General features: G+C 40.7%; 19 protein-coding genes. 8 read left to right on the forward strand and 11 right to left on the reverse strand.

The features are described from left to right. Positions 1 to 21: 21 nt before the first annotated feature. Positions 22 to 2,166 (reverse strand): elongation factor G, encoded by a 2,145-nt coding sequence (gene fusA, locus WG954_RS19875; RefSeq protein WP_340438713.1) that lies wholly within the window; start codon positions 2,164 to 2,166, stop codon positions 22 to 24. A 509-nt stretch (positions 2,167 to 2,675) separates the two neighbouring features. Between fusA and WG954_RS19880 the strand changes: the two genes are divergently transcribed. Then, on the forward strand, positions 2,676 to 4,028 hold the full coding sequence (locus tag WG954_RS19880) for a hypothetical protein (RefSeq protein ID WP_340438716.1): 1,353 nt from the start codon (positions 2,676 to 2,678) through the stop codon (positions 4,026 to 4,028). Positions 4,029 to 4,169: 141 nt separating this feature from the next. On the opposite strand, the gene WG954_RS19885 is transcribed toward WG954_RS19880, so the two are convergent. From WG954_RS19885 to rpsL, 4 genes are all read right to left on the reverse strand, one after another. Further along, positions 4,170 to 6,434 (reverse strand): DUF3857 domain-containing protein, encoded by a 2,265-nt coding sequence (locus tag WG954_RS19885; protein WP_340438718.1) that lies wholly within the window; start codon positions 6,432 to 6,434, stop codon positions 4,170 to 4,172. Between the two features lie 5 nt (positions 6,435 to 6,439). Then, positions 6,440 to 8,311, reverse strand: coding sequence for a transglutaminase-like domain-containing protein (locus WG954_RS19890; protein ID WP_340438719.1), 1,872 nt, complete (start codon positions 8,309 to 8,311; stop codon positions 6,440 to 6,442). Between the two features lie 272 nt (positions 8,312 to 8,583). After that, on the reverse strand, positions 8,584 to 9,051 hold the full coding sequence (gene rpsG / locus WG954_RS19895; protein ID WP_182801520.1) for a 30S ribosomal protein S7: 468 nt from the start codon (positions 9,049 to 9,051) through the stop codon (positions 8,584 to 8,586). A gap of 25 nt (positions 9,052 to 9,076) precedes the next feature. Further along, the gene (rpsL, locus tag WG954_RS19900; protein WP_182801521.1) at positions 9,077 to 9,457 is read right to left on the reverse strand and encodes a 30S ribosomal protein S12; all 381 of its coding nucleotides are present in this window, start codon (positions 9,455 to 9,457) and stop codon (positions 9,077 to 9,079) included. Between the two features lie 275 nt (positions 9,458 to 9,732). Between rpsL and WG954_RS19905 the strand changes: the two genes are divergently transcribed. Together WG954_RS19905 and WG954_RS19910 are read left to right on the forward strand one after the other, a co-directional pair. Continuing rightward, the gene (locus WG954_RS19905; protein ID WP_340438723.1) at positions 9,733 to 14,553 is read left to right on the forward strand and encodes a PKD domain-containing protein; all 4,821 of its coding nucleotides are present in this window, start codon (positions 9,733 to 9,735) and stop codon (positions 14,551 to 14,553) included. A 102-nt stretch (positions 14,554 to 14,655) separates the two neighbouring features. Continuing rightward, positions 14,656 to 15,978 (forward strand): sulfatase-like hydrolase/transferase, encoded by a 1,323-nt coding sequence (locus WG954_RS19910; RefSeq protein WP_340438724.1) that lies wholly within the window; start codon positions 14,656 to 14,658, stop codon positions 15,976 to 15,978. A gap of 90 nt (positions 15,979 to 16,068) precedes the next feature. Here the strand turns inward: WG954_RS19910 and WG954_RS19915 are convergent, their stop codons facing one another. Together WG954_RS19915 and WG954_RS19920 are read right to left on the reverse strand one after the other, a co-directional pair. Next, the gene (locus WG954_RS19915) at positions 16,069 to 16,320 is read right to left on the reverse strand and encodes a hypothetical protein (RefSeq protein WP_340438726.1); all 252 of its coding nucleotides are present in this window, start codon (positions 16,318 to 16,320) and stop codon (positions 16,069 to 16,071) included. Between the two features lie 280 nt (positions 16,321 to 16,600). Beyond that, positions 16,601 to 17,665, reverse strand: coding sequence for a branched-chain amino acid aminotransferase (locus WG954_RS19920; RefSeq protein WP_340438727.1), 1,065 nt, complete (start codon positions 17,663 to 17,665; stop codon positions 16,601 to 16,603). A 65-nt stretch (positions 17,666 to 17,730) separates the two neighbouring features. On the opposite strand from WG954_RS19920, the gene WG954_RS19925 reads away from it, so the two are divergent. The 5 genes from WG954_RS19925 to WG954_RS19945 are packed head-to-tail and all read left to right on the forward strand — an operon-like array spanning position 17,731 to position 20,871. After that, positions 17,731 to 18,267 carry a hypothetical protein gene (locus WG954_RS19925; protein WP_340438728.1) on the forward strand — a complete coding sequence of 179 codons (537 nt, stop codon included), beginning with the start codon at positions 17,731 to 17,733 and terminating at the stop codon, positions 18,265 to 18,267. A gap of 7 nt (positions 18,268 to 18,274) precedes the next feature. Then, entirely contained in the window at positions 18,275 to 18,853 is a 579-nt protein-coding gene (gene rdgB / locus WG954_RS19930; RefSeq protein ID WP_340438730.1) for an RdgB/HAM1 family non-canonical purine NTP pyrophosphatase, read from the forward strand. Positions 18,854 to 18,880: 27 nt separating this feature from the next. Continuing rightward, positions 18,881 to 19,399 (forward strand): RNA polymerase sigma factor, encoded by a 519-nt coding sequence (locus WG954_RS19935; protein ID WP_340431989.1) that lies wholly within the window; start codon positions 18,881 to 18,883, stop codon positions 19,397 to 19,399. Positions 19,400 to 19,411: 12 nt separating this feature from the next. After that, positions 19,412 to 20,428, forward strand: a complete 1,017-nt coding sequence (locus WG954_RS19940) for a hypothetical protein (protein ID WP_340438731.1) — start codon at positions 19,412 to 19,414, stop codon at positions 20,426 to 20,428. Positions 20,429 to 20,445: 17 nt separating this feature from the next. Further along, positions 20,446 to 20,871 carry an acyl-CoA thioesterase gene (locus tag WG954_RS19945; protein ID WP_340438732.1) on the forward strand — a complete coding sequence of 142 codons (426 nt, stop codon included), beginning with the start codon at positions 20,446 to 20,448 and terminating at the stop codon, positions 20,869 to 20,871. Between the two features lie 32 nt (positions 20,872 to 20,903). Here WG954_RS19945 and WG954_RS19950 read toward each other — a convergent pair whose 3' ends face one another. The 4 genes from WG954_RS19950 to WG954_RS19965 form a co-directional block, all read right to left on the reverse strand. Further along, positions 20,904 to 21,731 carry a tetratricopeptide repeat protein gene (locus WG954_RS19950; RefSeq protein WP_340438733.1) on the reverse strand — a complete coding sequence of 276 codons (828 nt, stop codon included), beginning with the start codon at positions 21,729 to 21,731 and terminating at the stop codon, positions 20,904 to 20,906. Positions 21,732 to 21,779: 48 nt separating this feature from the next. Then, positions 21,780 to 22,511, reverse strand: coding sequence for a shikimate dehydrogenase family protein (locus WG954_RS19955; protein WP_340438739.1), 732 nt, complete (start codon positions 22,509 to 22,511; stop codon positions 21,780 to 21,782). Then, complete coding sequence (locus tag WG954_RS19960) at positions 22,511 to 23,281, reverse strand: phosphosulfolactate synthase (protein WP_340438741.1); 771 nt, start codon at positions 23,279 to 23,281, stop codon at positions 22,511 to 22,513. The genes WG954_RS19955 and WG954_RS19960 overlap by 1 nt, the downstream gene beginning before the upstream one ends. 93 nt (positions 23,282 to 23,374) lie before the next feature. Next, positions 23,375 to 24,796 (reverse strand): tetratricopeptide repeat protein, encoded by a 1,422-nt coding sequence (locus WG954_RS19965; RefSeq protein ID WP_340438743.1) that lies wholly within the window; start codon positions 24,794 to 24,796, stop codon positions 23,375 to 23,377. Between the last annotated feature and the right edge of the window lie 107 nt (positions 24,797 to 24,903).

The raw sequence follows: 24,903 nt of genomic DNA on the forward strand, positions 1-24,903 counted from the left end.
ATTTCAATCAACTTAATGTAATTAAGCACTCACTTTTCCTTTCACCTTCGCAATTACCTCTTCGGCAACGTTGTTTGGTGCAGGTGCATAGTGACTGAACTCCATAGTTGAAGTTGCACGACCGCTGGATAATGAACGTAACTGTGTTACATAACCAAACATTTCACTTAAAGGAACTTTGGCTCTGATCACCTGTGCATTACCTTTTGTATCCATACCTTCCAGCATACCACGACGACGGTTCAAATCACCCGTAACGTCACCCATGTACTGATCAGGTGTTACAACTTCTACTTTCATGATTGGTTCAAGCAAGGTTGGTTTTGCTTTGCGTCCTGCTTCACGGAAACCGCTTTTCGCACACAATTCAAAACTCATTGCATCAGAATCCACATCATGGTAGCTACCATCGAACACACGCACTTTCATATCTACCATTGGGTAGTTAGCCAATACACCATTGCTCATTGAAGTTTCAAAACCTTTGATGATGGCAGGAACAAATTCTTTTGGAATTGATCCACCAAACAAATCATTTACAAACTGGTATGATTTGCCCGGGTTTTCTTTCAACCACTCTTCATCAGCAGGTCCGATTTCAAAAATGATATCGGCGAACTTACCACGACCACCCGATTGTTTCTTCAACACTTCACGGTGTTCAACTTTTTGTTTGAACGCTTCTTTATAAGCCACCATCGGTGCACCCTGGTTTACTTCTACTTTAAACTCACGACGCATACGATCAACGATGATCTCAAGGTGCAATTCACCCATACCGCTCAATACAGTCTGACCAGTTTCTTCGTCAGTCTTTACACGCAGTGTTGGATCTTCTTCCACCAATTTAGAAATCGCTAAGCCCATTTTATCAACGTCGGCTTGTGCTTTTGGTTCAACCGCCAAAGAGATCACAGGCTCAGGAATGAACATGTTCTCTAATGTGATCGGATGATTTTCATCGCACAATGTATCACCGGTTTTGATCTCTTTAAAACCTACCGCTGCACCAATATCACCTGCTTCAATAAAATCAACAGGGTTTTGTTTGTTTGCAAACATTTTCATGATACGGCTGATACGCTCTTTCTTACCGCTTCTTACGTTCAACACATAAGAACCGGCATCAAGATGACCAGAGTAAACCCGGAAGAACGCTAAACGACCTACGAAAGGATCGGTCATGATCTTAAATGCCAACGCAGCAAATGGTTGTTTCGCATCTGGCTGACGGGTCATTTCTTCACCTGTATCAGGATCAGTTCCTTTAATTGCTTCCACATCTAAAGGAGAAGGCAGGTAACGGCAAACAGCATCCAATGCAGTTTGTACACCTTTATTCTTAAATGAAGAACCGCACATCATTGGTACAATTGAAAGGTCAATTGTTGCCTTGCGTACAGCTTCGTGAATTTCATCTTCCGTAATGCTGTCTGGATTGTCGAAGAATTTCTCCATCAACTTATCATCATATTCAGCAACTGCTTCTACAAGCTGAGCTCTCCAGTCTTTTGCTTCTTCCAACATATCAGCAGGAATTTCGATCTCATCGAAAGTCATTCCTTCTGTTTCCATATGCCAGATGATACCTTTCATCTTGATAAGATCCACCACACCTTTAAAATCATCTTCTGCACCAATTGGCAACTGAAGAGGAACGGCTTTTGATCCCAACATTTCACGCACCTGCTTAACAACGTTTAAGAAGTCAGCACCACTGCGATCCATTTTATTTACGAAACCGATACGTGGTACGTTGTAACGGTTAGCCTGGCGCCATACAGTTTCAGATTGTGGTTCCACACCATCAACCGCACTGAACAAAGCGATCAAACCATCCAATACACGCATTGAACGTTCTACCTCTACAGTAAAATCCACGTGACCGGGAGTATCGATAATGTTGAAAGAATACTTTTTAGTATCTGGAGTTTGCTTACCTAACACTGTAGGGAAGTTCCACTGGCAGCTTACAGCAGCTGAAGTGATGGTGATACCTCTTTCTTTTTCCTGCTCCATCCAATCGGTTGTAGCTGCACCATCGTGCACCTCACCAATACGGTGAATCATACCGGTATAGCGAAGGATACGCTCAGTAGTTGTGGTCTTGCCGGCATCAATATGAGCCGCAATACCAAAGTTTCTCTGAAATTTTAAGTCTGCCATGACTGTTTTAATTTGAATGTTTATCGTTTAAAAAATCTTGAATAATGTTTGTGATCGTCTTCGTAATTCTGTGCATCCACATCGGCGTCGCACTCTTTTACTCTATGAATTCTATTGAACTGTTATCTCCTGTTTGGAGATAGGCTGCCCGCAGGTAACATCCTTTTCAGGATGGGGGCTGATATGTAATAATTATACTCTCATACGATGCCAATCAATTTCGAACCTCCTATCCTCTGTTCAATTGCACCTTTGGTTGGAAACTTTGGCGGCCGCAAAAGTAAGGATTTTTCCTTTTCGAAATGCATTTAGCCGTAAAAGCCGCACATGCTGGGTTTTCAGCATTCAGGTGCATTTTCAGCTTAGCGCCTTGCCTCCTGGAACCCTTTGCATGAAACCTGAAAACCCCGGCAACTACCTTTTCCATAAACGGTCAAAATCATGCAAACGATTGCCCCGGTCTTTACATCTCAAATGCAGTTTACTTTGTACGAAACAATTCAAAACCAATGAATAAAGTTAGAATCCTGATCGCATTACTCGGCTTTTCAGGTGCAGTAGCAGCGCAAAGCTCAAGAGACACAATGCGCCCCGTACGCACAGAAATGATCTCTCCTATTCACAAAACCAGCTTCAACAACAATGGCCAATGCCCCGAACGCAAGCAAGGCGGCAACCCCCGCATGATAAATGGCTACCTGGCATTTGATGGTTCAATGGATGGCAACCGCCAGGTAGATCCGCAAATTGCAGTTGGCGGCGGTTATGTGTTGCACGGTACCAACAACGGATTGGTTATCTACAATAAAAAAGGTGAATACCAGCAAGGCATCTCGCAGAAATGCTTCAATAATGGAATTGACCCTAAGCTTTTCTTCGATGCACATAACCAGGTATTTGGTTTCGATCTTTGGGTGTATTGGGATTCGGCCAAAATAAAACCGGTAAACGTTTCTGTTTCTGAAACCAGCGACCCCCGTGCTGCCTGGAACACTTACCCTGTTCCAGCACCTAAAGGTGTTGATGGCGGTGGAATTGGTTACAGCCGCAAATGGATCGGCTATTCATTTCCCGGTGGTGAAGAGCGGACTTTTGTTTTGAAAATGGCTGATGCAAAATCGGGAAGGCCAGCAACTGTGTATCATTTCAATGGTAGTCTTGGCCATCCGGTTTACGGACAAGATGCAACAGATGATATCTATTTCTTCGAAATTGATCGTGATAAGTTTGTGATCCGTCGAGTAACTGAAGCTGCTGATGGCACACCTATCTGTATTTTGGTCAGCAATAAACCACATAATCTGAAATATGTTGGTGGCCCACCACAATCACCACAATTCAATACACAACAAAAAGTTTCTTCAGGCGATCGCAATCCAAAAAATCTTGTGTTGCAAAGTGGCAGCATTTGGTTTTCACAAGCTGTTAATTGCGAAGGACGTTCTGCTGTGCAGTGGCACCAGGTAAATGCAGCTGACGGAAGTATTCAGCAAACAGGTTTAATTAAAAGTGATACCACAAACTATATTCAAACAACACTTGCAGTAAATAAAAACAAAGATGTACTCATTGGTTTCCAGGAAGCAAATGCAAATATGTTTGTGAGTCCACGTTTTGCTTATCGCAAAGCAACTGATGCAGCAGGCAGCATTCGTGAAATAATTCGTGTGGGCGAAGGAACAGGTGCAGCCGATGGTGTTGCCTGGGGCGATTACAGTGGCAGTGTTGTTGATGGCGATAACCAACTCGATCTGTGGACCATACAAAGCAGGGCAAATGAAAAAGGCCGTGGTGAAACAGTTATTGTTCAATTGCCCGCAAAGAAGATCAGGCAAAAAGCAAAAAAGAACAAGAAGAAATAAGTGATGAAGTGATAGCGACGCTTTAAATATTTTCCGCTCGTCTCAAAGAAAGTGCTGATATAAAAATTGCGCAATGATCGCTAAACATTAGCGATCATTGCGCAATACCTTTAAGAACTAAAACAGGTTCTATTTCTTAACTTATTTTTTCTTCAACAATAATTTTGCATTTGTCCACTCACTGGATGCGTTTACAAAAGCCAGGATCTTTTCAAAGTTTTGCAGTGGTTCATAACTACTCAGGTAATGCTTCATGATTTTTACAGAAACAGTTTGTCCGTTGCTGGTTGCTTCTGTAATAAAATATCCCGTTTCATTTTGAACTTTTGAATTAAGAGCGGCAACCCCTTCAGCAGTATACCCTTCCGGAATTGCAATCTCTAAATGATATTCAATACTTCTCGCAAATGGCATGTATACATCAAGCGCCCGTTTCTTCTGCTCTTCTTTAATTACAAGAGGTGTTCCCTGTATCTTCCCGATCTCAACAATAATATTATTCCCGGCCTTTTTAACCAACCCACCTAACTGAAAATTTGAACTGTACACAAAATCAGGCGCTGTATGGCGTATGCCCGGATTGTCAATTCGATAGTCCTGTAACTCTGTTACCTCCTGCTCAAACCAATCTTTTGCTTCTTTTAAAAAAGCATCTTTTTGTTTTTTCTTCGCCTCTGCAAAAGCGTTTCTAAGTTCATTAATATACTTTTTTCCACTTTTTGAATTTGCTATTTCATCGAGCAAAAGTTGTTTCTGCTTAAATACTTTACTCTCGTAATCCATGATATCCTCATAAGTTACAAGTTTGGTTTGCTCGTCAAGTTTATAATGTCCTTTTAATGTGGTATTTCTCTTTACACTTAATGATGTTTGTCCTGCTGTGAATGATATTTGTAGTTTTTCAATTCGGGCATTATCTGCCGACTTACTTGTTGCTACGTTTGGTCCGGGTGCAACTTCTGTAAGATTGGCCACTTTTGCAGGACCTACCATAGCCGGGTGGTCGAATGTGAAACTTTTCGTGTTTTTTGCACCCTCTGCACTTGCTGGTGCGGTAAACGGGACTTCAAAAATCGAGGTCATTGAAAAATACTTATTCGTTCCCGGCAAATATGCAATCGCTCCCAAGTCACTTCCGTTCATTGCTTCATTCATTCGAAATCCAGTGCGATCTTCATAGATCATGATAGCAGGATCAAGATCCGCTGCCTTCAGTAAGGCGAACATCGAAAATGGGAAACCATCGAACCGCTTTGAGCCAAGATTCATTTTAGATTCCAAATCATCAATATGAAACCGCATAAACCAATAAAACCGGGCTGTATAATACAAATGAGCAGCCTTTTCATCCCTGCTCATTGTTTTATAATCAATACCCATTTGCTTGGCATAAATTTTCGCCAATCCCTCCATTGAAGTGTATTCCATTTTATTAGCTCGTATCCAGTAGCCATTATAGTATTGCATTGAAAACTCACGTGACTTTTCTTCTAATGCGTTTTGACTATTGACAATCTTTGTTATTTCGCCGGGCCTGCTTATACCCAATGATGCACTCCCGATTCCTTTATACCCCTGTGAAATATTCATCCGTATAAATGGCAATTGTCTTGTTGCCGAAACCCAAAGGCTTGTTTCAAAAGGGGGCATGTCATCCTTTTGCACATCGATTACGATATCACTTTCTGCGCTTTTTTTAATTGCAATCTCAGGTGCCCCATTATAGCTACGGTATTCAACGGCAAATTTTTTCCCAAGCTGACTATGGAAAGAGTAGCTTAAAACAGGTGCATTATCAAACAAAAGCAATGTGTAAACTTTCGTTGCAAAATCATTAGTTGTGTTTTGAGCAGTAGCAAAGAAGTAATCGAGAATATCGCCGGGTTGCAGATCAGGGATGGCAAGCTTTGCCTGCTTTTCATTGGCTGCATCTTTTGTAAGCACCACTTCGTCAGCATTAATTTCCTTTACGGTACCATCCGCTTTAATAATACGCACACCTAAATAAGTGCTTGTTTTATCAGAAGTATAGAAGCCGCTTCGTTTTTCAAACTGGGTAAAGCTGAGTTCGGAATATTCTGTTACTGCATTTTTATCATTCAGTTTTACAATTTCCCTCACGATTTCTGTAAGACTTTGTTTATGTTTTGTACCAAACCCTAATCCGTAAAACGCAACAGACGATTTACTGTCTGCAGTTAATTCTGTGTGATGTGCAATGATAATTTTTGATGCATTCGCATACTTCTGCGGGATATCTCTCACTTTAAACTTGGGGTTTTCCCACGCCCAAACTGATTTACGCATATCTTCTGATTCTTTTCGATAGGCGATTGTTTCTTTCGACTGAGCGAAAGATGAAAAATAAGCAAAACACAATACTGCTGAGAAAATAAATTGTTTCACGATGGTTATTTTTTAGAGGTAAGTACTACTTGCTGGTCATAAAAATCTGTCAGCTGCTTAATGTCTTTGTTCCACTGCATAAAATTATCGGGAACAATTTCCGTATTGTTAATGATGATCTCATTACGATAGTTGAGCTTCCCTGCTTCGCTTGTATAAGCAGCATAAAAACTATAACCAGGCTGCTTAATATTTATCTTTTGAGGTAACTCTGAGACAACCTTGTCTGAAGGGAGTACTAACTCAATTTCAAATATTAGATTATTCTTAAACTGCAACCAGTAAGGCAACGTGCGTTTATCTGTATCAATTTTAAAGTCTTTAAAGTTTACCCTGTTATCAATGCTCAGGTAAGCATCTTTATCAAATACCGATACTGCATTTTTCCACAATACATCATATTCAATTTTGAGATCATTGTTGTAGTCAGTAAGGTTTGTGATCTTCAAATTACTTATTTCGAAACCGCTCTCACCCTCCGCCAGGAACTGCTTCAACGCATTTTCCTGTTTATCCTGTTTAATGTCTGTAAGAGCATTTAATAACCATTCTTTATTCTCACCTTTCCAAATGTGTGTTATATGACCTTTCAGGTTATTGCCATCAATTACCAGCTTTCTGTTTTCTGTTGAAGTATTCTGTAAGTGACTGGCAACGGGTACCTTCTCTAACAAATATTGATTACCATTCTCAATAAGTGTTTGACGGCCTTGAATCCGTTCCGCCGTTTCTCCAAAACCAATATACTTTTCTGTTGCATCTAAAAAAACCGGTTTGCCGTTTTTCATCCATGCACAGATCATATGATTATCTACCGAAAGAGAAGGTGTGCTGTAATCGTAAGCAATATGCTTTGTGCCTATCCAGCACCTACGTGCATCTAATTTTAGTGATCGCAACATAACCGTAAGTAAATTAGCCATGCCTTTACAATCACCATATTTTTTTCGTAACACTTCTTGTGCTTTTTCAGGTTTAAACCCTGCTATCCCATTTTCAAAAGCGATGTAACGGATATTGTCCTGCACCCATTGAAATATCTTTTTTACTTTCTCTTCGTCATTACTGATTCCTTTTACGATCTCTTCTGCTTTTTCTTTTACGATTTTTTCGTCATCACCAATTGTCTTTACAAGATTTTGATACCAATCGTACTGTTCTTTTACTGTTTTAAAATAAGTGTAAGAAACATCTTTCGGTTGAGCCGATTTAGAAAGCACAAGGATATGAGGAGCATAATAAGTTAAGCCGGGTGCAGATAACTCCTGTTTGAATTTCGGAATATCATTCATAGAAAAAGTATAAACAGTTTCACCGCCTTCCTGCGATACAGATTTGCGGATGTTGTACTTACCGAAATGATATTCTTTTATATCAAGACTAACCCAGGCAGGTACATACAGTTTAATTTCCTGCTCATTAATGACATGACCTTCCGTAAAAAAAATATTCGTAAAATACCTCGGGTCCTTGATTGTCTTTTTGATCGTTACTTCCGATTTGCTGCCAATCTTGGAAACAGGTAATGTAAAGTAACAAACCTGTTCATCGGAGTAGAAGATACCATCACGATTGTAATACTCATAACCTGGCACAATACCATGTCGTTTCGATCCATCAACACGTATATCAACATCATCCATTGTTTCTATACTATTGAAGAGCTCAACAACCGGCACATCAGTTCGGTATTTATTGCAAGTGAAAGTGCGGCTATGCTCCTCTTTTACAACTACAGGGTTTTCGGCTGTGCCTTTCACAAATCTGAATGAGCGTACCGATTTTACAATGGAAATATTCTCGTCGTCTTTTTCCTGAGCTGCAACAGATAGTTGAATCAAAAGAAATGCCGTTAGGCACAAAATGGCGTTTTTCATATTATAAGGAGTAATGAGTGAAATTTGGAAAAATGTTTTGATTTGGGTATTACGGCATATTTAAACTGCTGTAAAATACATGGATCAGGGGTTATTGTGGTTTAAAATTCACGTTGGTTTCATTACAAATATATTCCCGGAAGACAAATAAAAAAAGAGAGTGTGAAAATTGAGTGGTTCCACTTAGCGCTGTTATTGGGGTAGTTGCGGTTACACCACAAAAAAATCCCTCCGTAAAACGAAGGGATTCCTGAATATGATCTTGTTGAAGATTAAGCTCTAAAGTGAGCGAAAGCCTTGTTGGCTTCAGCCATACGGTGTGTATCTTCTTTCTTTTTGAAAGCACCACCTTCACCTTTGCTTGCACTTACAATTTCGTTTGCTAATTTATCAGCCATACTGCGACCGTTACGCTCACGGCTATAACGAACCAGCCATTTGATACTGAGAGAAATCTTTCTGTCAGCACGAACCTCTGCAGGGATCTGGAATGTAGCACCACCAATACGACGGCTACGTACTTCAACAGCAGGAGTTACATTAGCAACTGCCTTCTTCCAGATTTCATAACCGTCTTCTCCGGTTGTTTTTGCAACTTTATCAATTGCATCGTAGAAGATAGTAAAAGCAGTGCTTTTCTTACCTTGCCACATTAAATTATTTACAAAACGGGTCACCAATGTGTCGTTAAACCTTGGATCTGGTGCCAGCGCTATTTTTTTAGGTTTCGTCTTCCTCATTGTATATAAGAATTACTTAGTCAGATTATTTTTTAGCTTTTTCCTTCTTCGTACCGTACTTAGAACGGCTCTTCTTGCGGTCTTTTACACCGGCAGTATCGAGCGAACCACGAACGATATGGTAACGTACACCTGGCAAATCCTTCACACGACCGCCACGCACCAATACAATTGAGTGCTCCTGCAGGTTGTGACCTTCACCGGGGATGTAGGCAATCACCTCAATTTTATTGGTTAAACGCACTTTCGCAACCTTACGCAAAGCCGAGTTTGGCTTTTTAGGCGTGGTTGTGTACACACGTGTACATACACCTCTGCGAAACGGGCAGCTATCCAGCGCACGGGATTTGCTTTTCGCCCTAATGATTTCTCTTCCTTTTCTTACTAATTGTTGAATTGTAGGCATTCCTTACCTTATTATTTTTCGGACGGCAAAGGTAGGTGTCCTCATTTAAAGTACAAAAAACTTTCACAGATTTCTATTCACATATGTGTAAAAAACTAAAATTCCCTGAAAGGCATTATTCCCCTTAGTTTTTGCGTTAATAGTAAAAACCAAAGAATCTGAGCGAAATTCCAGCCCTGTTTTCTATAAAATACTGAAAATGAAAGCTATATTTGTTAATAGCACGGCTATAACAACCAATATCTCGTTTTTCGTTCAGAAAAGACTGACTTAATATGACAAAACTGAGTGCTGACACAACACCACCACTATTAAGAAAAACCTGCAAAGTCCTGACCCTGACTGTAATTGCATGTTTTTTTTCGACTTCGTTATGGAGTCAACTCTCCACAGCTTTTAAGGCAGCCCCTACCAGTGGCTGCGCCCCCTTACTAGTAAATTTTACGGATGAATCAACCGGCGGAGCAACAGGCTGGCGCTGGGACCTCGGCAACGGAACTATTTCAACCCAGCAAAATCCATCTACCACTTACTTAACTCCAGGCCTCTATACAGTAAAACTTATAATCACCAATGCTACCGGTAAAGACTCGCTGGTAAAAACAAACTACATCAATGTTTTGCAGCCTCCCCAGGTTGCATTTACCACTTCCACGAGTTCAGTAGGCTGTTTTCCGCTTAGAGTTCAATTTGTAGACAATTCAGTTTCTACATCTGGCGGAACCATTACCTCCTGGGAATGGGACTTCGGCGATGGTACTACAAGTACAGCCCAGAACCCGTACCATGTTTATTACAACACAGGTAATTATAACGTAGCATTGAAAGTGACCAATAGCAGTGGCTGTTTTACATTATTGGTGAAGCCTTCGTTCATAAGAGCATCAAATGGTGTAAAAGCTGACTTTAGTGCCAGTGCTCCTGTAAATTGTAAACCACCTGAAGCAATCACGTTTACAAATCTCACTACAGGTCCGGGAACAGTTACCTATAAATGGGACTTTGGCGATGGTGGTAATTCAACAGTTACCAATCCTTTACATACTTATACAACAGCCGGCACCTATAATGTCCGGTTAATTGCAGAAAGTGATCAGGGCTGTATCGACACCATTACAAAAAACAATCAGTTGAGTATTGGCAACTTTAATTCTAATTTCAGTTTCAGAGATAGCGTGTGTATCGGCGATACCGTGAAGTTTACCAATCAATCGATACCAGTTCCAAATTCAGCGACCTGGTATTTTGGCGATGGCACATCGTCCATTACGGCCAACCCGATCAAGATCTTCAGTACAACCGGTGCCTATACCGTTAAGCTGGTTAATAATTATGGGGCCTGCGTTGACTCTTCAACGAAAACGATCAACGTTATCAGCAACCCTGTTCCAAACATAGTTGTCAACGATTCCATTTCCTGTCGTGCACCTTTTACTGTGAATTTTTCGAACACTACTCCCGGTGCAAAACAATGGCTTTGGGATTTTGGAGATGGCGCCATTTCCACACAACAAAACCCCTCTCACACTTATTCTACAGAAGGAAATTATACAGTTAAACTGACCGTGCAACTTTCTGCCGGTTGTACAGGTTCAATTACAAAAACAAATTTCATCAGGGTTCAGAAACCTATTGTATCAATCGTTGGAATGCCAACAGGTGGTTGTTTCCCGTATATCTTTAGTCCTATTCCCTCTGTAATATCAGCCGACTCTGTTGCAACTTGGTTGTGGGATTTTGGCGATGGCGGTACATCAACACAGCAATTCCCAAGTCATACTTATCCGGGTCAAGGCAGTTACACCATTCGCCTAACTGTAACAACAAGAAGAGGCTGTACTGAAACGATCACTTATGTTGACGGTGTAAAGACGGGAACAAAGCCAACAGCCAATTTTTCTGCTTTACCGCTTATAAGTTGTGCAGGACAGCCCATCAATTTTACTGATCTTAGCACCGGTATGCCTGATGCCTGGCGGTGGGATTTTGGCGATAATAAAACAAGTACCAATCAAAATCCAACTCATGCTTATGACACAGCAGGCTTCATCACTGTGCGATTGATTGCTTTTAAAAATGGTTGCCCTGATTCTGTAACTAAAACAAGTTACCTGCAAATACTTCCACCTGTTTCCAAATTTGGAATAGTGTATGATTGTAACACCACATCTACTGTTGCGTTTTCTGACAGTTCAGTAGGAGCAGTAACACGTCTCTGGAGTTTCGGGGACGGTAATACATCAACAGCAATTAACCCAACTTATACTTATGCTGCACCCGGCGTGTACACTGTTACATTAAGTGTTTCCAACGGAAGTTGTACCGATACATCGCAACGGGTAGTTAATTTTCTGAACTTCAATCCAACGATTGTAACAGATCAGAACGCAAAATGTAAATTCCAATCATTTAGTTTTTCTGCAGGCAATGTAACACCGGCTAACATCACATCATGGTCGTGGGACCTAGGTGATGGAACAACAAGCAACTCAGCATCCTTCAATCATTTCTACACTGCTGTAGGTAGTTACACAGTTAAACTTGTTATTACGGATATAAACGGTTGTAAAGACAGCACAACAAAAGTGTTGAATGTGTATGGAGCAACTCCATCCTTCACAGCACTTCCAAATCCGCAATGCGTAGGTCAATCAGTAACGTTTACAAGTACGTCTGTGACCGACGGAATACATCCCATCACAAATTACTTATGGAAATTTGGCGACGGCAACAGTTTGAATGGGAACAATGCAACAGTGCAACACAGTTTTACTACAGCATCAACTTATTTTCCAAAGCTGATTGTAACAGATTCTTATGGTTGTACCGACAGTACCTTAACAAGTACAATACTCGACATCTTTGAATCGAAACTTGGTTTTTACGCTGTTGATTCGTTGTCGTGTCCCAATGGCAATGTTCAATTTGTAAATACTTCAACCGGTAGCAACTTAAGTTACACCTGGGATTTTGGTGATGGTAATACCTCAACTGCTGCAAATCCTGCACATAGTTATGCCGCAACAGGTACCTATACGGTAAAGCTGATAGGACGTGAAGCAATCGGTTGTGTCGATTCCGTTATCAAAACAAATTATATTACTGTTGACGTTCCTCAAGCAAACTTCATTGCAAGCGATACATTCACAATTTGTCCTCCACTCCAAGTGCAGTTTACGAACACATCAACATTTTATAAAACAGCTCTCTGGGATTTTGGTGATGGCAATACATCAACTGCAGCAAATCCATCTTACTCTTACGCTATACCCAATGATTACATTGTAACATTAACAGTAACTTCAGCAGGTGGTTGTACAAGTACAAAGCAAATGACCATTCGTGTATTATCAAATACAATTGGTAACCTGAGTTACAATCCAATAACAGGTTGTTTCCCGATGCAGGTAAATTTTGCTGTTACCGCAAATAATAATGTAAAATATTTATGGGATTTTGGTGATGGCAATACACTGTTTACAACCGATTCAACTGTCGGTTTCAATTACCAATATCCCGGCTTTTATGTTCCGAAAGTAATTCTGCAGGACACACAGGGTTGTTTAACACCATTGATCGGTACTGACACCATAAAGATATTCGGATCGAAACCTGATTTTGGTTTTGACAAAAAAGTTTTGTGCGATAATGGTACTGTTCAGTTCCGTGATTCATCTGTTACAGCAGACATTGTCAGCAGCTATGTATGGAATTTTGGTGATGGAAATACAAGTGGCTTGCGTAACCCATCGCATGGATATACAAACACAGGTGTGTATGATGTAACACTCACGATCAACACTGTAAATGGTTGCAGTAACAGCATTACCAAACCTCAACTGATAAAGGTTGTACCAACCCCGCAATTGAGTATCACTGGAACTACTGTTTATTGTAGCCCCGCAACTGTCAATCTAAACGGCAATCTCATTAATCCTGATACATCATCTATACAATGGACCTGGAAAGTTGATAACCGAATTGTGAACACAAAGAATCTTTCAAGCTTCTCTATTCCTGCTGCAGGAACCTATACAGCATGGCTCATTGCAACAAACAGCAGTGGCTGTACAGACAGTACATCAACAACCATCACCGTTAATCAAACGCCAACCATCGATGCAGGTAAAGACACCACTGTTTGTATTGGCAGCAGCTTTGTGTTAACACCATCCGGTGCAACATCTTATTTATGGTCTCCCGGAACTGATCTGAATTGTACCAATTGTACCAATCCTGTTTCTACTCCGCAAAATAATATCCGTTATTATGTAACTGGCACTTCCGCTGGTTGCAGTACCACCGATTCTGTTTTCATTCGTGTGAAAAAACCATTTGCCGTTACCGTTAGTGCAAATGATACATTGTGTTTAGGTGAAAGCATTCGCCTGCAGGCAAGCGGCGCAGAATTATATAACTGGTCACCTGCAACAGGTTTAAGCAGCAGTACCGTAAACAATCCTTTGGCAACACCAACGACAACTACCACTTATACTGTAATTGGTTCCGACAGTAGTGGCTGCTTTACGGATACAAAATCTGTTACTGTTTATGTCTACAACTATCCAACCATCAATGCAGGTAACGATACAGTGATCATGGCAGGAACAACAGCACAATTATTGGCAATAGGTTCACCGGATGTCATTTCGTACAGCTGGTCACCTTCAAGCACTCTGACTTGTACAACTTGTACAAACCCGGTTGCAAATCCAAAAAACAATACAACATACAAAGTTGAAGTAAGCAATATTGCAGGTTGTACATCCTTTGATGAAGTAACTGTTCTGGTTGGATGTTTAGCAGGTCGTATTTACATTCCGAATGCTTTCACACCAAATAATGATGGAAAGAATGATCGCTTCTTTGTGATTGGTGATGGTGTTGACAAGATCAAACGCATCATTGTGTACGACCGTTGGGGTAAGCCAGTCTATTCAAAAGAAAACATACAGGGTAATAATCCTGCGTTTGGTTGGGATGGAATGCTCAATGGTTATGAACAACAACCGGGCATGTACAGCTATATTGCAGAAGTGGTTTGTGGTGATGGTGCTGTATTTAAAATGCAGGGAACCATTACACTCATTCGATAATATTTTTTTTTGATAAATTATATTGATAGTTGTGGTTAACACAGCTATTTTTTTATTGCATAAGAAGAACGAAAACTCTAATTTGGAGGAAAGCAAAAAAGCATGAAAAGCAAATGGTTTGTTGCAGCAACATTTTTACTTCTGTTAAATAATTATTCTGCTGCACAGCAAAAACCGAATATCATTTACATTATGACAGATGATCTGGGTTATGCAGATCTCAGTTGTTATGGACGCAAGGATTATCAAACTCCACATCTCGATAAACTTGCTGCACAGGGAATGAAGTTTACACAAGCTTATGCAGCGGCTCCTGTTTGCACGCCCACCCGCACAGCATTTATGACAGGTCGTTATCCTGCACGCACTTCTATTGGTTTGCTGGAACCCTGGGTGCCTTCAACACGTGACAACAGCATTGGTTTAAACGCAGCAGATCATTCAGTGGCGGCATTGGTAAAAAAAGCTGGTTATGAAACAGCACTCATTGGTAAATGGCATTTGGGTGTTGGGCCATCTTTTTCTCCGCTTGATAATGGGTTTGATTATTTCTACGGCATCTACACGGGTGCAGCTGATTATATTTCGCACAAAGGCGATGGAGGAAAAAATGATCTATACGAGAACAGAACTCCTGTTTATACAAAAGGATATACAACTGAATTACTTGGCGCAAAAACAATTTCATTCTTAAAACAATCGCACAATAAACCATTCTTTCTAAGTCTGCAGTTTACGGCGCCGCATTGGCCATGGCAGGGACCAAACGATCCTGCGTTGCCTGATACCGTTCCCATGAGTGCAAAACTTATGCAATCAATGGGAACGCCTGAAGTATATAAAGCGATGATGAAAAGTTTGGATGACCAGGTTGGAGTAATCATGAAAACATTGGAAGAAACAGGATTATCTACAAATACAATTGTGATCTTCACCAGTGATAACGGTGGTGAAAAATTTTCTGATATGGGACCCTATGCAAAAATGAAAATGACTGTATGGGAAGGTGGTGTGCGGGTTCCTGCATTTGTGCGCTGGCCCGGAAAAATTAAAGCGAATACTGTATCGCATCAACAGGTGATCACCATGGATTGGACAGCGACCATTCTTGCTGCTGCCGGTGCAAAAGCAAATGAAAAATATACACTTGATGGTATTGATCTTCTTCCGTTTCTTACAGGAAAGCAACAAGTGTTACCAAGAACATTTTACTGGCGCATCTTTCAACGTCGCAACCAACACGCCATACTTGATCATAATTGGAAATACATTGTTGATGAAACCGGTGAACATCTGTTTGATCTGTCGGTTGATGAAGGAGAACGCAACAATCTTGTTACAACCAAACCTGTAAAAGCAGAAGAGCTAAAGAAAAAATATAAAAGTTGGGAGCAATCGGTGTTAACTCCGCTACCATTGCAATGATTTTTTTTCAGTTGGTGAAAACTCATAACCGAAGGACGCTTCTTTCATTTGTATACCAACAATGGTAAAAAACTCGGCAGCAAATAAAGTTTAACTGAGCCATTGATAAAATAATGAGAATACAATTGTCCCCATTGCTATAACATAAGAACCATTACATATTTTCTTTTCTGCTTGAAATTCTTTTTCGACAGATTCGCCATATAAAAACAGATATTCTATTGGTTGCATATGAGCTGGGGCAAATCCCTTAAATCTTTTGTGCTTCAAGTCAAGATGCATATGTGTTCCAATCTTAACCAAAAGCGAAACGATAATTGTTAGTTTTAGTACTATCTCCATTACATTGTTCTACTTTTCACGTTTACGAAATATATTGCAATTTCAGTTTACGGTATTGTATAAAATATGATCAAACGATTGCACAAAAAGAATCAACAGAATGCAAGCTGAAAAATACGGATACAACCAGTACGCCGTTGATACACTTCTTTTAATTAAACATATTTTTTTAATGAACTAAAGCTAAACTTGTTTCTTGATTTTAAAATTCATGTTATAGCACGATGTAAAATAAAAAAGCGGCTCTTCTCAAAGCCGCTCTACTGTTTTCATTGCAGGTTTATATTTTGAATAACCATTCGTGTATGTCTGCTGCTCTTCCTTCACGGATATCTGTTAAACGACGTTTCACTTCAGGAGAGATCGTCCATTTATCTGTATCAAACTTCATTACATTGTCTTTGTAACACAATTCTTTGATCATAGAAATAGTTGCTGCGGTACCTGTACCAAACACTTCTTTTAATGTGCCGTTGTTGTAAGCATCCACTACTTCATGAATACTGATGGGCCTTTCTTCAACAGTTAAACCCATGTCTTTCAGAATTGCGATCACACTGTCTCTTGTAACACCGGCTAGAATGGTGCCTTCATCAAGATTTGGAGTAATGGCTGTATTACCAATGATCACAAAACCATTCATCATACCAAATTCCTGCAGGTATTTGTGTTCAACAGCATCGGTCCACAATACCTGGTCGTATCCTTTTTTCTTTGCTTCATTTGTTGGGTACATCGATGAACCATAGTTACCGGCTGCTTTTGCAAAGCCAACACCACCGGGTACTGCACGAACAAATTGTTCTTCCACATAGATCTTCATCGGCACTGCATAGTAAGGACCGGTTGGACAAAGAATGATCACGAACTTATACTTATCACTCGGCTTCACACCAATTACATCATCATTTGCAAACATGAATGGACGGATGTACAATGAATGATCTTTCTTCATCGGTATCCAATCCTTATCCACTTCAATGAGCTTACGCATGCCTTCTATAAAAATTTCTTCGGGCACAGCAGGCATCTGCATACGTTCTGCTGATTTATTGAAACGATTATAATTATCGTACGGACGGAAAATATAAGCTTCACCATTTTCATGACGAAAAGCTTTGATTCCTTCGAAAATACTTTGACCGTAATGCATGGCTGCATTAGCAGGAGAAATGGTAATCGGCTGATAAGGTTTGATCTCTACATTCTTCCACTCACCATCTTCATAATCGGCAACCAGCATATGATCAGTAAAATGTTTACCAAAAGGAACATTACCCAGATCGAGGCTGCTCAGTTTACTTGTTTCAGATTTTGTAATTAATATTTCCATAGCACCAATCATAACTCGTTATTTTTGTGATGCAAAGAAACGAAAAAAATAAACAAGGGTTTTACTGCTTATCAACTATGTCGTTTGAAAACATTCAACTTACTGACGATCAATTAGCCGAACTCTACGGCAAACAACTCGTAATTGTTGAAAAAGGAGACAATACAATAAAACCTGAAACCAAAACAGCCAAACCTGCTGTGGCCGCTGAGCCAGTTGCAACAACGGCTGCTTTGCAAGGCATTACAGGTAAAAACAAAAAGCAGTTTGTGTGGCTGGTTGAAGAACATTATTTCCCTTATCTCAATGATGCCGACTTCCAATTCCTGGGCGATGTATTGACCGCCTGCAAAATGAATATGGAAGATATTGCCTTGGTGAATGTGGCCAATAACCGTAACCATTTCGATGAACTGGTGCAACAATTGCGGCCAAAGTTCATCATTGCGTCGGGTGTGCAGGTTGATGCCTTGCCCATTCAATCAGCCGATTATCGTGTGCAGGAACAACAGGGTTATTTGTTATGTTGCACTGAAACATTGGAAGCCATTCGTACCGATAAAAGCAAAAAATCAAAACTATGGCTGGCATTGAAACAAATGCTGGGCCTTTAAACCTTTTATGCAACAACTCATTTTCGCCAGCGGTAACAGGCACAAAGCCGAAGAAATTGAAGCCGCTCTTCCTGAAGGTTTCCGCATTCTCACCATGAAAGATGCAGGGGTTGATGAAGAAATTCCTGAGCCATTTGATACTCTTGAAGAAAATTCAAAACACAAAGCACAGTTCTTAGCAGAGCGTTTGCAACAGGATTGTTTTGCCGAAGACACGGGGCTTGAAGTGGAAGCGCTCAATGGTGAACCGGGCGTACGTTCGGCCCGTTATGCAGGCGAAAGAAAAGATTTTTCTGCCAATACTGATAAGCTTCTGGCTAAAATGCAGGGCAAGGAAAATCGCAAAGCCCGTTTCCGTACTGTTTTTTCGCTTATCCTTGATGGTAAGCTTTACCAGTTTGAAGGAATCTGTAACGGCACGATTTTAGAAAATAAAGCAGGAACAGGGGGATTTGGATACGACCCTGTATTTTTACCCGACGGAAGCAGCAAAGCTTTCGCCGAAATGACGATGGAGGAAAAGAACAAATACAGTCACCGTAAAAAAGGGCTCGACCTGATGATCGATTTCCTCAAAAAAAGTTAAGGAGAAACCAAGATGCAAAGCAACCAAATGATTCCTGATACCGACTTAATTAGTGGATGCATTTCCGGCGACCGTCGCATGCAGAAAGCTCTGTACGATAAATATGCCGGTAAAATGTACGCCGTTTGCCTCCGCTACATGGGCAATGCCGATGATGCACAGGATATATTACAGGAAGGATTTGTGAAGATCTTTAAAAACCTGGAACGTTTCAGAGGCGAAGGATCATTTGAAGGATGGGTACGACGCATTTTTGTAAATACCGCTATTGAACAGATCCGTAAAAAGAAAACAGACTTATCATTAACAGAGAAAGAAGAAAGTATTGAATACAAATCCGTTTCGGCGATTGAAAACATCAACGAAAAGGATTTGCTCAGGATCATTAAAGACTTATCACCCGGCTACAGAAGCGTGTTTAACCTTTATGTAGTGGAAGGATACAGTCACAAAGAAATAGGCGAACTGTTGGGCATCAGCGAAGGCACCAGCAAATCGCAATTGGCAAGAGCAAGAATGATCTTGCAAGATAAAATTAAACGCTGAGCTGAATAAATCATGAACGACTCCACTCTTCAACAATTACTTCTGCAAACAGAAGTTGCCCCGCCGGAAATGGTTTGGGAGAAGATTGCTGTTGATCTTGATGAACTGGAAGCAGATAAACCATTGCAACAACAGGTGCTGCAATTGGAAGAGGAAGCCCCTTCATTTATTTGGGAACAATTACAACCTGCATTAGATGATCTCTCGATCCAACAAAAAATAAACTCCGTTGAAGAAATTGTTCCTGCAAGTGCATGGGAGCAAATTGAACTACAGTTGAACATTGAACAGAACGATGCATACATCGCTGCAACGTTGCAATCAACTGAAGTAACTCCTCCTGCAACTGCATGGAGCTTCATTGAACAATCATTGGAAGAAAGCGGAGCGAAAGTAATTTCAATCAATAGAAATTCTCCAAAACGTTTTTATCGCATGGCTGCAGCTGCAGCTGTTGTTGGTATTCTTGCATGGGGTGGTTACCGTTTGCTGAATAATAATTCAACTGACCCCACAGCGCCAATAAGTATAGCCGCAAACCCTGTGGATGATACTCCAGCTACAACTCCTTCAACTGTTTCACCTGATACAAATATTACAACTGCTGAAGAACCTGCAGTTGCAACAACAAGCCGTAAGCAGATCAAAGAACGCATCAAACAGAAATTAGCGTCTCCTGATGCATTGGCATATACCGAAACCCCTGATCACAGTCTTGAAAATAATGTTGCTTACCAGGGCATACATCATAAACAAGCTGAAACAAAAAAGGAGACAAGTGGTTTTTCTGAAAGTCAATACTTCATGGTGTTGAATGATAATGGTGAGTTGGTTCGTGTGTCGAAAAAGATCAGTAACCTTAAATGTGCAGGTACAGCAACTGTTGATGCAGCTACAGCTTTTCAATCGAAAGATTGTAATGAACAGATCAAAGTATGGCGTGAAAAAATGGCGATGGCTGCTGCTATCTCTGCTTCTGCCGGCGATATTGATCTGAATGCATTAATCAACAGTACGGATCAGCAATAAACATGTATCAAGCTTTCATGTCACGCATCAAACTAACTTTACCGGAACAGTTTACGTTCACCGCCACTATTCCCATTCGAATTACCGATCTCAACTATGGCAACCATGTTGGTAATGATGCGGTACTTTCCATTATACACGAAGCAAGAATGCAGTTCCTCTCCCATCATGGATTTGCGGAACTGAATTGTGGCGGTGTTGGTTTAATTATGAGTGATGTGGGAATTGAATTCAAAAACGAAATCTTCTACGGTGATATTTTATCGGTGAATATTGCTGCTGTAAATTTTACGTCCGTTGGCTTCGATCTCTACTACCAAATTCTGAATAAAGAAAAACTGATAACTGCACTTGCAAAAACCGGGATGGTTTGTTACGATTACGATAAGAAAAAGATTGCACATGTGCCTGTTGAAGTCAGGGAGAAATTGGGGAATAGTTAATAAGCAACAGGCAAAAACGAAGCTTCACAGTTTTACTTCATCAACTTTATTTCATTGAGCAGCAAAGCAGCATAGTTACTGTTTAATTGCACCAGCTCATTATACTTCTGCACAGCATCCTGCTTTTTATTTTGCTTTACATGGCAAAGTCCGATGTAGTAGATAGTCGTTTCAAAACCTGGCTTCAGTGTATTAGCTTTATTAAGATGACCCATTGCTTCTTCGTACTTGTTCAATGAAAAAAGTGAGAAGCCTAATTCAGAATATGAAAGATAATTCTGCTCTTCAAAGCCGATTGCTTTCTGCAGGTAAGGAACAGCTTCACTGAATTTTCCAAGATCGTTATAACACCAGCCAATGCGGTAATGAATTTTCTTTTCAGTGCTATCTAATGAAAGTGCTTTCAGAAAATCTGCCAATGCAGCAGCGGTATTCTTCTTTGCATCTTTATACAAATCGCCTCTTGCAATGTAAACCTTCTCGTAATTGGCATTGAGCTTTATTACCTGGTTAAAATCAACCAACGCTTCTTCTACCCTGCCTAATTTGTACTTCGCAAATCCAACTTCATAGAGTGAACGAAAACCCGTTGGTTCTAATTTTACAGCCTGTTGAAGAATTGGTAAAGCAATATTATATTGTCCCAGCTCATTGTAACACCAGCCCAACTCATAATGAGCAGCTGCTAAGGATGGCTTTTGTTCAATTGCTTTTTTGAAAAGTGGAATGGCCTCTGTGCATTTTCCATCACGACGAAGCTGACGACCGGCCTGGTAATTCTCCTCGGCATTATCTGCCTGTGCAGAAGCCGCCATGAAGCCAACTAAAGTAATGATGAGTATAAAGAGTTTCCTGCACATTGGTTCTGTATTCAATCACAATAATAACGGAAGCAGCCGAAAGATCGATCAACTGTTCCAGATCTTCCAGCTTTCTTCGGCCTGTATCACCAACATATCTCCCCCGTTTTTGATCGTTGCTCCACGCTCTTCGGCTGATTGCAGAAAAGCTGTTTTTGCAGGGTTGTAAACCAGATCGTAACAGAGATGATGATTGGTAATGTATTGATACGGTAATGATGGTTTATCATGCACATTCGGTTGCATACCAAGGGGTGTAGTGTTGATAACTAACTGGTATTGCTGCATAACTGCTTCATCAAGGTCTTCGTAACGGAACATATCATCAGCATTCTTTCGGGAAACATACTTGTAACCGATACCGAGTTGCTTCAATACCCATACTACTGCTTTAGCTGCACCACCTGTTCCCAACACCAATGCCTGTTGATGATGTGGTCGTAAGAACGGTTCAATTGATTGTCTGAAACCCAGCACATCAGTATTATAACCGGTGAGTTCCCCATCTTTTATTTTGATACAATTACAGGCACCAATCTCCTTCACTGCTGCTGATTGATGATGCAGAAAAGGCAATACCTCTTCTTTGTATGGAATGGTGACATTGATACCTTCCAGTCCGACCACATCCTTCAACAACTGTGAAAACTGATCTATCGAAGAGATGGGATACAATTCATAATTGCAATTGCTGATTCCTTCTTCTGCAAACTTCTCCGTGAAATATTTTTTTGAAAACGAATGACTCAACGGGTATCCTATCAAACCAAACTGACGCATTATGCTTTCTGTTTATCGAGGAACATATGGAAGGTGTCACCACGTAAACCTAGTCTCATTGTTTCAAGAGGAATTACTTCTGACGGAGCAATATTCCCCAGGTTCACATTATGACCAACCAATTCAATAAAGTACAATTGTTGTGCTTTTTGGGGCGCTTCCCAAATAATCTTTTCTTCGGGTATCTGTGTAAGAATTTCCTGCACCAGCCCTTCACGCACTTCACCGCTGCCACGATAGATACCCACATTACCTGCTTCACGTGCTTCCGCAATTACATAAGTAGAACCGGCTTCCAGTTCGGCTCGCATCAGTTCAATCCATTTATAAGGTGGAATGATGTGAGCTGCATCTTTACTACCCACTTCGCTCAACACAGTTCCGTGCTTGGTGAGTTTTTCAATATAACCGCATTTTTCTGCGTGTGGAATTTCAATGGAGCCATCACTCACTTCCATGTATGTAACGCCATATTCTTTACAAACACTGATATAATCGTCAAACTGGTTACGGATCAGGAAAGCTTCAAATAAAGTACCACCAAAGTAAACGGGTATATTATGTGAGGCGTAAACATCAAGCTTTGCACGCAGGTTAGGTGTAACGAATGAGGTGCCAAAACCAAGTTTCACAATATCTACATGTGGCTCAGCAATACTCATAAAGTTCTTAGCTTCTTCAACACTCAGCCCCTTATCCATCACCATAGTAATGCCGTGGTTGCGGGGTTTCTTATTACGCTCAGGAATCTGTGTAAGGTTAAAATTCATCGACATACTTTTTTTGATCGACGGCAAAAATAGGGAAGCAGCAGCAACCTGCAATTACAGATTTACTGACAGTGGTCAAGTCAATGATTGACTTTAAATTGAACGGGAACGTTTGTAACGGGCAATTATGTCTACAACCTGTGGATGTTGCATCAGTTTAGGTTGTATTTCGATGAGTTTTTTAATAAGCTTCGGAGACTTGGCCATGGCATATTCGAGCTGTGTGATCGCTTGCTTGGTTTTGCCCTGTGCAAAGAATATAGCTGCCCGGTAAAAGATAAATACCGGTTTGCTGCCGGTTGCTTCGTAAGCAGCAAGGGCATACTCATCGGCTGTATCAAGCAGATCAGCTTTGAGCATGCATTCAAGTATGGCGCTCCAGCCTTTTACATTTTTTGGTCTTGATTTGATGACATTGGCATAATGCTCAATGGCGGTTTTATATTCTCCTATTTCAACCAACGCCATACCCATTGCAAGATTATACTCGGGTTGAGTACGATGGATACGTAATGCCTGTTGCAATTGTTTGATGCCGCTTTCGTATTGGGCTTCGTTAATGTAAGTGCAGGCAATTTTATAGTAAAGCTTACTATCCTCAGGATTCATGTGTGAAGCCTTGCGGTAGTGGAACCTTGCCTGTGCGTATTGGCCCATACGGTCGTAGCAATAACCAATTGCTTCATGAATCACTTCTTCAGGCCTGCTGAGTTCAAGTACTTTCTCCAGCATTTCAATGGCATCCTTGTATTTGCGCAGGCGGATATATGCATCGCCGATATTGCGATAAGCATAATCGAACTTCTCATCAATGGTGATACAATACATGTATGCATCAATGGATTTCTCGTATAATTTCAATCCTTGGTAAGCAGCGCCGAGGTTAAACCAAGCCAGCTCACTATAAGGATTGTCGTTGATGATATTTAGGTGAAGTTTGATGGATTCTTCATTTCGACCGGTGAAATCAGTCCAGAAGCATATCTTATAAAGTGCTTCTTCATTGGTGGGCTCCTCTTCAAGGATCAATTTCAGGCAATCGAACACCTTTTCAAATTCCTCATAGTCGTCGTACACATCCGCAAGTTCAAATAAGAGTTCCAGTCGTTCTTCCCCGTTAAATAGGAGCAAGCCCTCTTCAAGTAACTCTACAGCCTTCTCTTGCTGATCCAATGCCAGGTAAGCATCGGTGCGAAGAATAAAGAGGTTGATGTCATTATGATCTAGCAGTTCAGCCTGGTCAAGTACTTCAAGAGCTGCCTTGTATTGGCGGGTAGCCAGAAGTAAATCAGCTTTTTTCACCAGCAGCACCGAAGAATAAGGATAGATCTCAATGCCGAGTTCGGCTGCCTGTAATGCTTGGGGATAGTCTTCCTTATCATCAAAATGATCCACTAGTTTTTCAAAACTTTCTTCTTCCAGGAATGATTGTGAACGCCCGTTTTTCAGATTCTCAAAAAGACGGAGCAATTCCCTGATCTCTTCTTTGTCGTTTCTGGAGGGGTTTTGTTTCATGTAGTTGCGGGGTGGGTTACTGTAATTTACCTTCTATTTCATAAAATTTACACTAGCCATGTAACATTTAGTTATCAACACACGTTAATATAATTGTAATTTTGTGA

This window comes from Lacibacter sp. H375, from assembly GCF_037892425.1.
In the GTDB taxonomy this organism is placed as follows: Bacteria; Bacteroidota; Bacteroidia; order Chitinophagales; family Chitinophagaceae; genus Lacibacter.

What these genes read in the sequence shown, in the direction of transcription:
- fusA (WP_340438713.1), bottom strand. Translation starts at nt 2,166, where the DNA reads ATGGCAGACTTAAAATTTCAGAGAAACTTTGGTATTGCGGCTCATATT.
- WG954_RS19880 (WP_340438716.1), top strand. Translation starts at nt 2,676, where the DNA reads ATGAATAAAGTTAGAATCCTGATCGCATTACTCGGCTTTTCAGGTGCA.
- WG954_RS19890 (WP_340438719.1), bottom strand. Translation starts at nt 8,311, where the DNA reads ATGAAAAACGCCATTTTGTGCCTAACGGCATTTCTTTTGATTCAACTA.
- rpsG (WP_182801520.1), bottom strand. Translation starts at nt 9,051, where the DNA reads ATGAGGAAGACGAAACCTAAAAAAATAGCGCTGGCACCAGATCCAAGG.
- rpsL (WP_182801521.1), bottom strand. Translation starts at nt 9,457, where the DNA reads ATGCCTACAATTCAACAATTAGTAAGAAAAGGAAGAGAAATCATTAGG.
- WG954_RS19905 (WP_340438723.1), top strand. Translation starts at nt 9,733, where the DNA reads ATGACAAAACTGAGTGCTGACACAACACCACCACTATTAAGAAAAACC.
- WG954_RS19910 (WP_340438724.1), top strand. Translation starts at nt 14,656, where the DNA reads ATGAAAAGCAAATGGTTTGTTGCAGCAACATTTTTACTTCTGTTAAAT.
- WG954_RS19915 (WP_340438726.1), bottom strand. Translation starts at nt 16,320, where the DNA reads ATGGAGATAGTACTAAAACTAACAATTATCGTTTCGCTTTTGGTTAAG.
- WG954_RS19920 (WP_340438727.1), bottom strand. Translation starts at nt 17,665, where the DNA reads ATGATTGGTGCTATGGAAATATTAATTACAAAATCTGAAACAAGTAAA.
- WG954_RS19925 (WP_340438728.1), top strand. Translation starts at nt 17,731, where the DNA reads ATGTCGTTTGAAAACATTCAACTTACTGACGATCAATTAGCCGAACTC.
- rdgB (WP_340438730.1), top strand. Translation starts at nt 18,275, where the DNA reads ATGCAACAACTCATTTTCGCCAGCGGTAACAGGCACAAAGCCGAAGAA.
- WG954_RS19935 (WP_340431989.1), top strand. Translation starts at nt 18,881, where the DNA reads ATGATTCCTGATACCGACTTAATTAGTGGATGCATTTCCGGCGACCGT.
- WG954_RS19940 (WP_340438731.1), top strand. Translation starts at nt 19,412, where the DNA reads ATGAACGACTCCACTCTTCAACAATTACTTCTGCAAACAGAAGTTGCC.
- WG954_RS19945 (WP_340438732.1), top strand. Translation starts at nt 20,446, where the DNA reads ATGTCACGCATCAAACTAACTTTACCGGAACAGTTTACGTTCACCGCC.
- WG954_RS19950 (WP_340438733.1), bottom strand. Translation starts at nt 21,731, where the DNA reads ATGTGCAGGAAACTCTTTATACTCATCATTACTTTAGTTGGCTTCATG.
- WG954_RS19955 (WP_340438739.1), bottom strand. Translation starts at nt 22,511, where the DNA reads ATGCGTCAGTTTGGTTTGATAGGATACCCGTTGAGTCATTCGTTTTCA.
- WG954_RS19960 (WP_340438741.1), bottom strand. Translation starts at nt 23,281, where the DNA reads ATGAATTTTAACCTTACACAGATTCCTGAGCGTAATAAGAAACCCCGC.
- WG954_RS19965 (WP_340438743.1), bottom strand. Translation starts at nt 24,796, where the DNA reads ATGAAACAAAACCCCTCCAGAAACGACAAAGAAGAGATCAGGGAATTG.